The organism is Longilinea arvoryzae (genome assembly GCF_001050235.1).
Classification (GTDB): domain Bacteria; phylum Chloroflexota; class Anaerolineae; order Anaerolineales; family Anaerolineaceae; genus Longilinea; species Longilinea arvoryzae.
In genome coordinates, this window is sequence record NZ_DF967972.1 from 2,986,468 (window position 1) to 3,001,254 (window position 14,787).

Consider the following 14,787-nt stretch of genomic DNA (forward strand, 5'->3'; position numbering starts at 1 on the left):
AAAATAAGACAACAAACCAGATTTATGAAATTCTAGCACGAATTAAAAGTTATGACACTCAGAAGGCCAACACAGGCTAAATTGCAGTGCCGGAAAACCGGATTGGTTTGTTACAATTCCGAATGATTCAATTAATCCGCTTGAATCAACTGCATCCGCACGTGACATTCCATTCCCAAAGGGAACATAATGACAGAATTCCGGATCAGGCAACACCCCATCTTACCCATCCCGGAGCGGGATGAGATTGAATTCTTCTGGCAAGGACAAAAGCTGAGCGCTCTCAGGGGAGAGACCATCGCGTCGGCCCTTTTTGCGCACGGTATTCATGTGTTCGGCCATCACCACCGCGACCATTCACCGCAGGGCATCTTTTGCGCGAACGGTCAGTGCTCACAATGCATGGTGATCGCCAATGGAAAGCCTTTGAAGGCCTGCATGGAACTGGTCGAAGAGAACATGCAGATTGCTCCCATGGAAGGCCTGCCCGACCTGCCCAAAGTCAGCCAGGTGCCCGATATGGAGGCCGTCCAGGATATCGAGGTCCCGGTTTTGATCATTGGCGGTGGACCGTCAGGTTTATCGGCCGCCATCGAACTTGGCAAGCGCGGTGTCAAGGTTCTCCTGATCGATGATAAGCACCGCCTGGGCGGCAAGCTGGTTTTGCAAACGCACCGCTTCTTCGGCTCCACCAACGCGGTCTACGCCGGAACGCGCGGCATCGACATCGCCACCCGCCTCGAGGAAGATCTGCGCGAGTATCCCAGCGTTGAAATCTGGACACGCAGCACCTGTCTGGCCGTCTTCAGCGATCAGAAAGTCGGCATTCTAAAGAACGGCGCTGAATATGTGCTGGTCAAGCCCCAGGTCCTTCTGGTGGCATCCGGCGCACGTGAGAAATTTCTGGCGTTCAAAGGCAACACATTGCCGGGCGTCTTTGGCGCGGGCGCCTTCCAGACGCTCGTCAACCGGGATCTCGTCAAGCCCGCTGAAAAGCTGTTCATCATCGGCGGCGGCAATGTCGGTTTGATCGCCGGTTACCATGCGCTGCAGGCCGGCATCGGCGTCGTCGGGCTGGCGGAAGCCTTGCCGGAATGCGGTGGGTACAAGGTCCACAAGGACAAACTCACCCGTATGGGCGTGCCGATCTACACCTCGCATACGGTCCTGAGCGCCAACGGCCAGGACAAGGTTGAATCGGTCACCATTGCGCAGGTGGATGCGAATTTCAAACCCATTCCCGGCACCGAACAATCTTTCGAATGCGACAGCGTCCTGGTGGCGGTCGGTCTCGATCCAGTCAACGAGTTCTACCTCAAAGCTAAAGATTTTGGCCTGACCGTCTATGTGGCCGGCGACGCTGAAGAAATCGCCGAAGCCTCGGCAGCCATATTCTCCGGCAAAATTCGCGGCGTCGAAATTGCGCGCAGCCTGGGGATCGCCACCGAAGAAATTCCACGCTCCTGGTACCGCACCAGTGAGATCCTCAAGTCCCGCCCGGGACGGACGATGAGCGAGGATCTGCCGGAGGTCAACGCCGGCGTCATGCCCGTCATTCACTGCACCCAGGAAATCCCCTGTAACCCATGCTCGACCCTGTGCCCGCACGGGTTGATCTACGTGGATACCAAGGATATCCGCCAGATTCCCAGTTTCCTGGGCAACAATTATTGTTGTGAAGCCTGTGAACGCTGTGTGGCGGGCTGTCCCGGTCTGGCCATCACCCTGGTCGATTCGCGCGGCAATGCGGATATGCCGATCGTATCCATCCCCTATGAATTCACGCGCGAAGAAATCCACAGATCGGATGTCGTGACGGTTCTGGATACGGAAGGGTCCGCCCTGGCCGACCTGGAAGTGGTTTCAGTCCACAGCATTCCCAACATCGACCGCACCCTGGTAGTCCAGGTGCAGGCGCCGTATGAGATTGCCAGCCATATCGCCGGTATCCGCGTGCAGGGACCGGCCATCACCCAGCCGTTGGATCAATACATCCCCCACATCGCCGACGATATGATCGTTTGCCGTTGCGAGCGGGTCACTGCCGGCGAAATCCGCGGTTTGATCCACCAGGGGTACCGCGACATGAACGAGATCAAGATCGTCACGCGGGCCGGAATGGGCGCCTGCGGATCCAAGACATGCAATGCCATCATCCATCGCTTGTTTAAGGAAGAAGGCATTGCCAATGAAGAAATCACCGAAAGCACCAAGCGCCCGATCTTTGTCGAAGTTACGCTGGGCACTTTCGCCGGCGAAAAAGAGCAGGAGTGAAGCACAATGACTGCCAACCCAATCTCGCATTATGATGTGATCATCATTGGCTCCGGCTCCACAGGCACGCCCACCGCCCTCAGCATGGCCAAGGCGGGCCTTAAAGTGCTGGTACTGGATCGTTGCCCAAGCGTCGGCCAGGAATCGAATAAGAAAGCCATCGGCGGCATTCGCGCCACGCACTCCGACCCGGCGAAAATCCGCCTGTGCCTGCGCAGCATCGAAATCTTCTCCACCTGGAAAGAAACCTGCGGCGACGATATCGAATGGTACCAGGGCGGGTATATGTACCCGGTCTACCGCGAAGCCGAAGAAAAAACGCTCAAGGAACTTCTGGCGAAGCAAAAAGCCTACGGTTTGAACATCGATTGGCTCGATGCCCGCCAGATGCTCGAAGTGACGCCGGATCTCAACCCCGATCACCTGCTGGGCGGCACCTTCTCTCCAAAGGACGGCAGCGCGTCCCCGCTGCTGGCATCCCATGCCTTCTATCATCAGGCGCTCCTGCATGGCGTTGAATTTCGTTTCAATGAACCCGTCGAAGAGATCGTCTTGAACGGCGGCCGTGTCGCCGCGGTGCGCACCAACCACGCCACCTACGGCGCAGACGTCGTCGTCAACGCCGCCGGCGCCTGGGCCAATGAGATCGGCAAGCTGGTCGGATTGGATATCCCGGTCCATCCGGATTGTCACGAAGCGGCCATCACCGAACCGGTGGCGCACTTCCTGGATCCGATGATCGTCGATATCCGGCCGGCGCCCGGTTCGGCCAACTACTATTTCTACCAGCACCTGACCGGCCAGATCATCTTCTGCATCACCCCCAGCCCTAATATCTGGGGATATGACACACGCGAGACCAGCAGTTACCTGCCGATGGTATCCCGCCGCATGGTCGAGATCATGCCGCGCCTGAAGAACATCCGGGTGCGGCGCACCTGGCGCGGCCTCTATCCCATGACCCCGGACGCGACGCCGATCGTTGGCTGGTCGAAAGAGGTACCCGGTTTCATGTTGGCGGTCGGCCTGTGCGGCCAGGGCTTCATGTTGGGCCCGAGCGTGGGCGAACTGGTGTCGCGCCTGGTCACGAACCAGACCGTTCCGGAAGACGCCGAAACGCTTGAAATCGTCTCGCCGTACCGGAAGTTTGGCGGTCCGGAAAAATTACAATAACACATCGATCCAAAAGAGAGCGGAGGAATTCTCCGCTCTCTTTTTATGCGTTTGGTTGTAAAATTACCCCCTATGAATATTCAAGCCCTTATTTTCGATTTTGACGGTTTATTGGTTGACACTGAAACCCCTCAATTGACTGCCTGGCAAAATATCTACCGCGCTCACGGGGCCCGGCTTCTGCTCGAGGAATGGGTCAAATGCCTGGGCACCTCAGCCGACGCTTTCGACCCGATTCGCGATCTGCACTCCAAGACTCCCCTTCCCATCGACGGCGAACGGCTGCGAGCAGAGTTCAAAGCGCGTTCGATCGAAGCCATTCAGAAAGAAAACCTGCGCCCCGGCATTGAAACGCTTCTCGAGCAGGCCCGCCAGCGTAATTTGCGCATGGCAGTTGCCTCCAGTTCGAACCGAACTTGGGTGGAATCGGGTTTAAATCGGCTACACGCAGCCGATTATTTCGATGTCATCTGCACCTCGAATGATGTTACACGGGTGAAACCGGATCCGGAGTTGTTCTTACTTGCCCTTGATCGCCTGGGAATCGATTCGAACGAAGCCATCGTCTTCGAGGATTCACCCATGGGCATCCAGGCCGCCAAATCGGCCAATCTGGCCTGCGTCGCCTATCCGAATGCGATTTCCGTTCATCTGGATTTACGCCAGGCCGATCTGGTCATCCCATCCCTGGTTGATTATCCGCTTGTAAAAATCCTTCAGGTTTTCGACGGCTATCGGCCGGATTTAAGCCACTCCTCGGACTGATTAACAACAGCCCGGCTTATCCAGCCGGGCTGTTCTCTGCTGCTTTGAATATCAAGAACCGTGGATTTCCATCGATTGGATCATGGCGTCCAAGGCGCTCAAGTCCGGCGTGAAGGCATTGGCAGTCTGTTGGTTGAGAGTGGTGACCACGTCTTCCAGGTACTTCGGAAAATCGTTGGTGAACTCGGGCGGTTCCTGACCGGTCACCTGGCCATCCGCCGGCAGGCTGGCCAGATTCACCGGTAAGACGGCGGCTACATAATATTTGCCGTCAGCGGTCAGGCCCTGGAACGTGTAGATCAATTCGTGGTTGTTGATCGGCAGGAACGCCTGATCGAACTGGGTCAGGTAGCGAACACCGCTGCCATTTTTGAAGTTCAAAAAACTTACCTGGGCGTGCATCACCTGGGCGGCGTTGTACATGGGCAGGAAGGGCAGGTTCTTGCCAATCTGCTGGTTTTGCAGCAGGGTTTGCAGGTCGGCGGCGATTTTCCCGGCGCCTTCATTCGCAGCCGTCATCTCAGCCACCGGGTAAATGAAGATCTGCGCGGACATCAGATGATTGGTAATGGGATATCCTTCCAGCGTCAGCATTTCATACTCCGGCATCTGCTCCCAGTATGGAGCATCGGTGCTGCTCGCAGGCGCTGGAACGACCTGCGAGAGGAGAATCTGAGCCACACCGTTCAGGTCCATCCGCATCGATCCGCTTTCTGTGATCGGGTTGGAAGCGCTGGCCTGGGTCGGTGGAACCAGGGTGGAGGGAATTTGAGTCGGTGGAATTTGGGTCGGTGGAATTTGGGTTGGCGGTATTTCCGTTTGCGTGGCGCTCGGAACGGCTGCTGGACCGTTACAGGCAGCCAGGATTACGAGCAACGCCAGTACAATGGCCGGGATCTGCAGTCGGGGGACGAGGTTCTTCTTTCGTTTCATGATGATTCTTCCTCAAAAAGGATGGATTGGGCAGGCTTGCTGCCCATGGGATTATAAACGTTTCTTCATTAGAAAAAGTTCCACACAGGTCTTGTTATTCCACCGCGGGTAAGGGTATACTATCACATCCATGAAGACAATCCTTCTGGAAGTGATCTGATGCAGACCTCTTTTCTCGATGGATTAATGCAGGCTCTCCCGGAATCCTATTCGGTGATCGACCGGGAATTAATCCAGCGCGCCTATTATTTTGCCGAGAAAGCCCATGCCGGACAAAAACGCGCCTCCGGTGAACCTTACATCACCCACTGCGTGGCCGTGGCAACCATTCTGGCTGAATTGCGAGTTCCGCCGGCGGTCGTAGTCGCCGGGTTATTGCACGATACAGTTGAAGACACCGATGTGACCCTGGTTGACATCAAACGCGAATTCAGCGAAGAGATCGCCAATCTGGTGGATGGGGTTACCAAGTTAACCAATCTGCCGCGCGTTTCGCGCGGCGACCAGCATGAACAGGAATTAGAACCTCAACCCGTTCCGGTTGCCGGCACGGCCCAGGAAACGGCCGCTGCTGAAGCCGCGGCTGCCGAGGCGGCCGCCATGCGCAGCCGGAAGCGGGATCTGGCGAATGAAACCCTCCGAAAAGTATTCCTGGCCATGGGGGAAGACATCCGCGTGGTGTTGATCAAACTGGCGGACCGCCTTCACAACATGCGCACCCTGGGCTACATGCCCGAAAATAAACGCCTTCGCATCGCGCGCGAGACTCTGGATATCTTTGCTCCATTGGCCAATCGCCTGGGCATCTGGGAAATTAAATGGGAGTTGGAAGATCTGGGCTTCCGCTACACTAATCCAGAAAAATACAAAGAAATTGCAGAAAATCTGGCGGAAAGACGGAGCGATCGCGAAAAACAGATCGAACAGATCATCCAGCGGCTGGCCAAGATGATGGAAGACAACAATATCAAAGCTGAAATCTCCGGCCGCCCGAAGCATATCTATTCCATTTATCACAAGATGATCGACCGGGGCAAAGCCTTCGATATGGTGCTCGATTTACGCGGTGTGCGCATGATCGTTCCAGACATACCCTCCTGCTATGCCGCGCTGGGCGTGATCCACACCCACTGGCGCCCCGTTCCGCATGAATTCGACGACTACATCGCCGCGCCAAAGGACAACTTCTACCAGTCCCTGCACACGGCCGTTTTCTACGACGATGGGAAGCCGCTCGAAGTGCAAATTCGCACCGCCGAAATGCACCAGAATGCTGAATATGGCATCGCCGCCCACTGGCGTTATAAAGAAAAGAAAGGCGGCATGGACGAAATCTACGAAAAGCGCATCAACTGGCTGCGCCGCATCATGGAATGGCGGCAGGAAGTCGAAGATGCGGCTGAATTCGTGGATGGCATGAAGACCGATGTTTTCCAGGATCGGGTTTATGTCTTCACGCCGCGCGGCGACATCATCGACCTTCCGGCGGGATCGACGCCGATCGACTTTGCTTATCACGTCCACACCGAAATTGGCAACCGCTGCCGCGGCGCCAAGATCAACGGCAAACTGGTGAACCTGGATTACATCCTGCACACCGGCGATCAGGTGGAAGTCCTCACCGCCAAACAGGGCGGTCCCAGCCGGGATTGGTTGAACTCCAACCTGGGGCTGGTCAAAACCCAGCGCGCGCGCAGCAAGATTCGCCAGTGGTTCAAGGAACAGGATCGCGAGCAAAATCTTTCCCAGGGCAAGGCGATCTTCGATCGCGAGCTGCGCCGGTTGGGCATGACGGATATCGATCTCGATCATCTGGCGCAACAATTCGAGTTCAAGACCGCCGATGACCTCTACGTGGCCCTGGGTTGCGGTGATATCTCGTTGGGCCGGATCATGAATCGCCTCAGCGAGTTGAGCAGTGAAAAGAATGAGTTTGATTTGCTGCCGGAAACCCGGCCCACCGCCGAACCCCGGGCCAGTTCCAACGGCGTCAACGTCCTGGGGCTGAAGGGCATCCTGACTACCATTGCCCATTGCTGCAATCCTGCGCCCGGAGACGAAATCATCGGTTATGTCACCCGCGGCCGCGGAGCGACCATTCACCGCCTGGATTGCCCCAACATTCTGCGTCTGACCGACCGGGAACGATTGGTGAAAGTCTCCTGGGGAGAGGTAAAGAAGACTTACCCGATTACGATCCAGATCAAAGCCTACGACCGTCAGGGCCTGATGGGAGATATCTCCAACATACTGAGCAATGAAGGGATCAATTTACTGGATATTGGTCTGAAAGTGGCTCACAACCTCGCCACGATAAAACTGGTGATCGAAGTGGGCGATATCACCCAGTTGAGTCGAACCCTGACGCGCATCGAGAATCTGCCCAACGTTATGGAAGCACACCGGCTAAAGCCCGGTTAACCATGATTATTCGTTGAAGGAGATCCCTTTGCCCGAACTCTTGTCGGTTTCGAAAGCCCAATCGATTATTCTGGATGCCATTCAAACCCTGGCAACAGAGCTCATCCCCATACAATCCGCGCGGAGTCGCAGACTCGCAACCCCGATCATTACCGACACCGACCTGCCCCCGTTTACCAACTCAAGCGCAGATGGTTTCGCCGTACAGGCGGCCGATACGCTGAACGCCTCTTCCGCCTCGCCGGTGGTTTTGACCATCATCGGGGATATCCCGGCCGGAACGAATCCGGCCTTTCGTGTGAACAGAGGACAGGCAGCCCGCATCATGACCGGCGCTCCTCTACCGGAGGGCGCGGACGCCGTTGTCATGGTCGAAGCGACGGACATCGGTATTCGTGGACTGGCCGTTCCCATACCCCGGCAGGTTCGAATTTTCAGCCCGATCCTGCCCGGCGACTCGCTGCGCCCGCGTGGACAGGATCTGACGGCCGGAACGCAACTCTTTCCGGCCGGGCACCGCTTGCGCCCGCCGGATATTGGTCTGTTGGCTTCATTGGGCATCCCCCAGGTACAGGTCTACCGTCAACCCCGGATTGCGCTTCTTTCCACCGGGGATGAATTGCTGGATCCATCCAAACCCCTGCAGCCCGGAAAAATCCATGATGCCAATTCGTATCTCCTGGCTTCCGTTCTTCAGGAGCACGGCGCGGTCATCACGCACATGGGCTTCGTCGGAGACGATGAGGTGGCCATTCGAGAATCCCTGGAAAATTATGCCGCCTCCGGGATCGACCTTCTGATAACATCGGCAGGGGTCAGCGTTGGCGCTTACGATTATGTTCGAAAGATCATCACCGAGCAAGGCGACCTGACCTTCTGGAGAGTAAACATGCGCCCGGGGAAACCGCTGGCCTTCGGGCGTTTTCGGAACGTTCCGGTCATCGGTTTGCCTGGAAATCCGGTTTCGGCTTTTGTTAGCTGCCTGATTTTCGTCTTGCCGGCCCTGAATAAGATGTCTGGCGCCGCAACCTGGTTCTTGGATTCGATCCATGCCAAATTGCTCGAACCGGTTGAATCGGACGGTCGGGAGAGTTATTTGCGCGCAATCCTCGAAAACCAGCACGGGAACTGGTTCGTTAAGCTCGCCGGGCAGCAAAGTTCCGGAAATTTATTCGTATTAACTCGTTCAAATGCTTTACTGATTTTGCCCTCTGAGGTAAAATCGCTTCCTACTGGAGCAGAGGTGAATGTCTATCCATTATTTCCCGAAACGGGATGGGATTGACAACTATTCATGAAAATCAACAAGATTTGGATGTGGAGCCTGATAATTGCGGCGATCGGATGGATCGATGCGGTTTATTTGATCATCCTGAAATACACCAACAACAAAGCCATGTGCATCCAGGGTGTTGGTGATTGTTGGACGGTCAATACCAGCCGTTATTCCATGATCGCTGGTGTTCCAGTTTCTGTGCTAGGCGCACTTGCCTATCTGGCCATTCTCGCGCTGTACCTGTTGGAAAGACGCGCTGATTTCTGGAAGACTCAAGGCGTGCTGATCAATTTCGGATTATCCCTCATCGGAGTCCTCTTCTCGGCATACCTGACCTATTTGGAAATCGCAGTCATTCACGCGATCTGTCCGTTCTGTGTTCTTTCAGCGATTTGTATGTTGGCCCTGTTGGGTTTGAACGTGGCACGTCTAGCTCACTCGCAGACAGATGAAATTATTTAGGCAGGAGGATTAAGATGCCGAAAATTCGTTGCCATTACATTGATTGCGCCTTCCTCGATGAAGGCTATTGCAGCGCTGCTCTGGTTGAGTTAGATCCGGACGCCGGCTGCAAGACATATTCGCCAACGGCGGAAACCGTTGACGAGAATGAATGGGAAGAGGAAGAAGACGAAGAAACAGAAGAATGGGAAGAACTCGAAGACGAGGACGAGGAAGACGAGACCTGGATAGATGACGAAGAAGAAACGAATTACCAGTAACTACCCAAGGGCTGAAAAACCTTCGATGTTTTCCCCTGGCTGATCTTACAGCTTTTTCAACCCCGGAACGACCGGGGTTGAATTTTTAAACCGCCGAGTGCAAACAATCCATGCAATCTACACAGTCGAACCTCAAGTACAACATCGTCGTCAATTTGCTCGATGGCGGTTTTTTCGGGCTGGCGATTGGTCTGGCCAGTTTCACCACCTTTCTGCCGCTGTTCGTGGCAACCATGACCAATTCTGCCATCCTGATCGGTTTGGTGCCGGCAATTCACAATATGGGCTGGCTGCTGCCCCAGTTGTTCATGTCGAAAAATATATCCCGGCGCCCGCTGGTCAAACCCGTTCTGTTGGCCTACATCATCCACGAACGCCTGCCCTTCCTGGGCCTTGCCGCGGTGGCCTTCCTGGTGCCCATCATAGGCACGCCGGCTGCCCTCGTTCTGACTTTTCTCTTCCTCATATGGCAGGGTATTGGCGCCGGGTTGACGGCAAATCCCTGGCAAAACCTGATTGGGAAAGTCATCCCAGCCGATTATCTGGCGACATTCCTCGGCCTTCAGGCTGCCCTATCCAACTTGCTTTCGAGCGGCGGCGCAATCCTGGCTGGTTACCTGCTGGAAGAGACTCCCGGAACGAACGGCTTTGGGATCTCATTTCTCCTGGCATCTCTTTTTATGTTCAGCAGTTGGTTTTTCCTGGGACGTAATCGCGAGTCGCCCTCCGCGCATGCCATCGACGCAAACCAGGAGATTTCATTATGGCAAACCATCCGTGTAATTTTCGAGCAAAACCGGCCCTTTGTGTGGTTCCTCCTGGCGCGCGGTTTGTATTGCCTGGGAATGATGGCCTTTGCGTATTACATCGTTTATGCGGTCCGCGAACTCAATCTCAGCGAACTTGAAGCCGGCGTCATGACCAGCGTCCTGCTCATCACCCAGATGGTCGCAAATATCCTTCTGGGGCGGCTGGCCGACAAATGGAGCCGCAAGGGCGTCATCGAACTCGGCGCTGTGGCCAGTGTGGCAAGCTGCCTGCTGGCATGGTGGGCGCCCAATACGGGCTGGTTCTATCTGGTCACCGTCCTGGAAGGCATCGCGATTATTGCCTTTTGGACGATCAGCATCCCCATCCTATTGGAATTTGGTCCTGAAAACCAACGCCCCACCTATGTGGGCCTGGGAAACACGCTGGTTGCGCCGTTTGCCCTCCTGTCTCCATTTCTTGGCGGTTGGCTGGCGGATAATGTAAGTTACCCCATGACCTTTCTGGTCAGCGCCGTTCTGGGGCTGGTCGCCGTTCTCGTGTTGCATTTCCAGGTGGAGGTTCCCCGTCCCTTCAAGGAACCGTTTCCGGTTGAAATCGTGTAGACGAATCGAGGTCTGGATAAACAATGCGGAGCCAAGAAGACGGCTCCGCATTTTACATTTATACTTTCAGTTTATCTTCTGGCTAATTCTTGCCGCCTTGTTCGATCTTTCCCCAGGTATCCCGCAACCCAACGGTTCGATTGAAAACCAGCTTTCCATTCTGTGAATCGGAATCAACACAGAAATATCCGGTGCGTTCGAATTGGAAAGCATCGCCGGGGTTTGACTCACCCAGGGCCGGTTCGACGTAGCAAGATTCCAAGATTGTCAACGAGTTGGGGTTGATAATCGAATCCACGTCGCCGTCATCCGGACGATCCACGGTGAACAACTGATCGTACAGCCGCACTTCGGCAAGGATGGCGTGCTTCGCCGAGACCCAGTGGATGGTGGACTTGACCTTGCGTCCATCCGGTGTGTTGCCGCCGCGAGTCGCCGGGTCATAGGTGCAATGCACCTCGACCACATTGCCGGCTTCATCCTTGACCACGCCAACACACTTCACCAGGTAGGCGTAGCGCAGACGCACTTCGTTGCCAGGATACAGGCGGAAATATTTGGGCGGCGGGGTCTCGCGAAAATCATCCTGCTCGATGTAAATCACCTTCGAGAACGGCACCTTCCGCGTCCCGGCGGACTCATCTTCAGGATTGTTGATCGCATCCATTTCCTCGACGCCGTCTTCCGGGTAGTTATCGATGACCAGCTTCAATGGGTGAAGCACGGCCATACGGCGCAGCGCCATCTTGTTCAAATGATCCCGGATGACCGCCTCGAATTGAGCCATTTCGACCCAACTGTCATTCTTGGTCTCGCCCAGGCCGGTGACGAAGTCGATGATGGCGCTGGGCGGTACGCCGCGCCGGCGCAGCCCGCGCAATGTGGTCAGGCGTGGATCGTCCCAACCGCGCACGACGCCGGTTTCGACCAGCTTGCGCAGTTTTCGTTTGCTCATCATCGCGTAAGTAAGATTGAGGCGCGAAAACTCAATCTGGCGGCTGGGGAAGGCGCCCAACTGCTGCAGGAACCACTCATATAACGGGCGGTGGATGATGTATTCATTGGAGCACAGGGAGTGCGTGATGCCTTGCATCGAGTCATTCTGCCCGTGAGACCAATCGTACATCGGATAGATGTGCCACTTGTCGCCGGTTCGGTGGTGCGAAACATTCATAATCCGGTACATGACCGGGTCGCGCAGCAAAAGGTTCGGGCTTTGCATGTCGATTTTGGCGCGCAGCACCCGGCTGCCTTCTTCGAACTCGCCGTTTTTCATGCGTTCGAGCAAATCCAGATTTTCTTCCACGGAACGGTTGCGATAAGGCGAATCGACGCCCGGCTTCAGGGTGGCAGCGGTCTCGCTCCACTTGGTTCCCTTTGGCAGCGTACCGCGGCTGGCGCTCATTTCTTCCTGGGTCTGGTCATCCACATAGGCCAGTCCCATCTTGATCAGGCGGACCGCCCATTCGTAGAGCAGATCGAAGTAATCGGATGCAAAGGTTTCCTTGGCCCACTTGATTCCCAACCAGGCCGCATCCTCCTCGATCGCTTTGACAAATTCGGTCTCTTCCTTGGCCGGATTGGTATCATCGAAGCGCATGTACAGCTCACCGCCGAACTCCTGAGCGGCAAAATAATCGATCAGGAAAGCCTTGCAATGCCCAATATGCAGATAACCATTCGGTTCAGGGGGTAAGCGAGTGCGCACATAATTGAAGCGGCCACTCTGCAAATCTTCAGCAATGGCTTCGCGAATAAAGCTTGGAATACGGCTAGCATGTGAATTATCGTCCATCATAATACCTTCTTGGGATTTATTGGGTGGTGGAGCCAACCAAAGAACTTGGAAATTGTACAATTAAAAAGGAGATATCGCAATCCCACGCCGCGACGCTCGAAATCGGGTGTGGAGCACTTCTGAAACCATCAAACGGAGCCTCGACGAGACGGCTCCGTTTGATCGAAAGATCGATTGATCCTAATCCACCGTAAGGGTCTTACTCAAATTCCGAGGGAAGTCCGGATCATACCCTCTGTCAACGGACATGTAATACGAGAGCAATTGCAGAGGGATCACAGATAAGAGTGATGCGAACGCGGCATTGGAAGAAGGGATGGTGATTACATCCGTGGCGTTGGCATTCAGGCGCTGATCGGCTTCACCGATGGCAATTGCACGGCCTCCACGGCAGGTGACTTCATTGATCCCGCTCACAATCAAGGGCACATCCTCCGGTCCGGCGACGAACAGGATCGGGAAGTCTTTCAAAACTGCCGAGAGCGGTCCATGCTTGAACTCGGTCGACAGCATCCCTTCGCAGTGTGCGTAGGTGATTTCCTTGAGCTTGAGCGCGCCTTCCAGCGCCATGGAATAGGTCGCGCCGTAACCCAGACAGTAAAGGTCATTCCAGGAGTTGATTTTCGGAACGAGCGCCTTCACCTGCGGGTCTGTCATCGTGATCGTCTGGCTCATCAGTTCAGGCAATCGGTCGAGCTGCCGGAGATCCTGTCCGCCAAGGCGGGTCGCCAGGTAGAGGAAGGTAATCACCTGATTGGTGAAGGTCTTGGTGGCCGGTACGCTGATTTCATAGCCGCAACCGAGCGGGAGGCATGCCGAGGTGCCCCGGGTGAGCGTGGAACCGATGACATTTGCCAGGCTGAAGCAGGTCATGCCTCGGTTCTGGGCTTCCTGAAGCGCAGTGAGGACGTCTTTCGTTTCACCAGATTGGCTCACGAAGATGCCCACATCCTCTTGATTAACTGCCGGTAAATACTGCGGAATGAATTGGGTTGCCAGTACCGGCGTGACGGCTTTCTTCGCGAGCTGGCCAAAATAGACGGCTCCGGCGAGGCAGGCGTGATAACTGGTTCCACATCCGATGAAGTAAATATGACGCGCGGTGGCCAGTTGATCCAGGATCGATTGGACATCAGCGCTGTTATTCAGCAGGTTGATGACTTCACGCGCAACCTGAGGTTGCTCGTGGATTTCTTTGAGCATGAAATGAGCGAAACCGCCTTTTTGAACGGCCGTCATTTCTTCGGTGATGATTTCCAGGGCGCGTTCGATCAGGGCGCCGTCCTTGACCGAATGGAGTTCCACGCGGTTCGCCCAGAGTGTGATAATTTCGCCGTCATTCAAACGAATCACTTTCCGGGTCAGCGGCAAAATGGAGGGCAGATCCGAAGAAACGCACGTAAAACCATCACCGATTCCAACGACCAGGCCGGAACCTTTCTTGATGGCAAAGAGTTTGTCATCATTAATGCGCCCAATCACGAAGGAATAATCCCCTTGGAGATCGCCATGCGCCAGACGAATGGCCTCGATGAAATCCTTACCCCGATTGATGTACCGTTCAACAGCATGCACGCACGACTCACCGTCGTTTTGGGAGCGAACAACCAGCCCTTCCGCCATGAACTGCTCTCGCAGTTCGACATTGTTGACGACGTTCCCGTTATGCGCTCCAACGATATCCCCGTCCGAATCGAGGTGCGGCTGAGAATTTAACTGGGAAGGCGCGCCGAAGGTTGCCCACCGTAATTGGGTAATCCCGCGCTGGCCGGTCATCTCCGCGAAGTTATACTTCCTGGCCACCTCATCCACCCGCCCGGCATCCTTGCGCAGGTCGATGCGATCGCCGCTGATGGTGGCCGCGCCGACCGAGTCATACCCACGGTAAGTGAGTCTTCGGGCAGCTTCAACCAGGATTGGACCTAATGTTTGTTCCTTTTCTGTTACGATACCAAAGATTCCACACATGGGTTCCTCTCGATGGATGTTTTCTCTATGGGAATTGTCGAATCGCAATGACTCGTGGTGGTTCTGTAAACCATTCAACGCCCA

The 14,787-nt window shown here is 55.3% G+C and carries 11 protein-coding genes; 8 read left to right on the forward strand and 3 right to left on the reverse strand.

The genetic code is table 11. The annotated features are described in order from the left end of the window. Positions 1 to 189 precede the first annotated feature (189 nt). From LARV_RS13245 to LARV_RS13255, 3 genes are all read left to right on the forward strand, one after another. Positions 190 to 2,274 carry an FAD-dependent oxidoreductase gene (locus LARV_RS13245; protein ID WP_075074086.1) on the forward strand — a complete coding sequence of 695 codons (2,085 nt, stop codon included), beginning with the start codon at positions 190 to 192 and terminating at the stop codon, positions 2,272 to 2,274. A gap of 6 nt (positions 2,275 to 2,280) precedes the next feature. Then, on the forward strand, positions 2,281 to 3,447 hold the full coding sequence (locus tag LARV_RS13250; protein ID WP_075074087.1) for an NAD(P)/FAD-dependent oxidoreductase: 1,167 nt from the start codon (positions 2,281 to 2,283) through the stop codon (positions 3,445 to 3,447). A 72-nt stretch (positions 3,448 to 3,519) separates the two neighbouring features. Beyond that, positions 3,520 to 4,212, forward strand: coding sequence for an HAD family hydrolase (locus tag LARV_RS13255; protein ID WP_075074088.1), 693 nt, complete (start codon positions 3,520 to 3,522; stop codon positions 4,210 to 4,212). A 51-nt stretch (positions 4,213 to 4,263) separates the two neighbouring features. Here the strand turns inward: LARV_RS13255 and LARV_RS13260 are convergent, their stop codons facing one another. Then, complete coding sequence (locus tag LARV_RS13260; protein ID WP_075074089.1) at positions 4,264 to 5,145, reverse strand: hypothetical protein; 882 nt, start codon at positions 5,143 to 5,145, stop codon at positions 4,264 to 4,266. A 159-nt stretch (positions 5,146 to 5,304) separates the two neighbouring features. On the opposite strand from LARV_RS13260, the gene LARV_RS13265 reads away from it, so the two are divergent. From LARV_RS13265 to LARV_RS13285, 5 genes are all read left to right on the forward strand, one after another. Next, a complete protein-coding gene (locus LARV_RS13265; protein ID WP_083522559.1) occupies positions 5,305 to 7,566 on the forward strand; it encodes a RelA/SpoT family protein in 2,262 nt (753 codons plus the stop codon). Between the two features lie 28 nt (positions 7,567 to 7,594). Continuing rightward, positions 7,595 to 8,851: a molybdopterin molybdotransferase MoeA gene (locus tag LARV_RS13270; protein WP_172797872.1), complete on the forward strand. Its 1,257-nt coding sequence runs from the start codon at positions 7,595 to 7,597 to the stop codon at positions 8,849 to 8,851. Positions 8,852 to 8,860: 9 nt separating this feature from the next. After that, positions 8,861 to 9,304 carry a vitamin K epoxide reductase family protein gene (locus LARV_RS13275; RefSeq protein WP_075074090.1) on the forward strand — a complete coding sequence of 148 codons (444 nt, stop codon included), beginning with the start codon at positions 8,861 to 8,863 and terminating at the stop codon, positions 9,302 to 9,304. Between the two features lie 14 nt (positions 9,305 to 9,318). Further along, positions 9,319 to 9,564 (forward strand): hypothetical protein, encoded by a 246-nt coding sequence (locus LARV_RS20390; protein ID WP_075074091.1) that lies wholly within the window; start codon positions 9,319 to 9,321, stop codon positions 9,562 to 9,564. A gap of 110 nt (positions 9,565 to 9,674) precedes the next feature. Beyond that, positions 9,675 to 10,937 (forward strand): MFS transporter, encoded by a 1,263-nt coding sequence (locus LARV_RS13285; protein WP_075074092.1) that lies wholly within the window; start codon positions 9,675 to 9,677, stop codon positions 10,935 to 10,937. 82 nt (positions 10,938 to 11,019) lie between these two features. On the opposite strand, the gene LARV_RS13290 is transcribed toward LARV_RS13285, so the two are convergent. Together LARV_RS13290 and glmS are read right to left on the reverse strand one after the other, a co-directional pair. Further along, complete coding sequence (locus LARV_RS13290; RefSeq protein WP_075075237.1) at positions 11,020 to 12,732, reverse strand: glutamine--tRNA ligase/YqeY domain fusion protein; 1,713 nt, start codon at positions 12,730 to 12,732, stop codon at positions 11,020 to 11,022. A gap of 183 nt (positions 12,733 to 12,915) precedes the next feature. Further along, the gene (glmS, locus tag LARV_RS13295) at positions 12,916 to 14,703 is read right to left on the reverse strand and encodes a glutamine--fructose-6-phosphate transaminase (isomerizing) (protein ID WP_075074093.1); all 1,788 of its coding nucleotides are present in this window, start codon (positions 14,701 to 14,703) and stop codon (positions 12,916 to 12,918) included. Positions 14,704 to 14,787 lie beyond the last annotated feature (84 nt).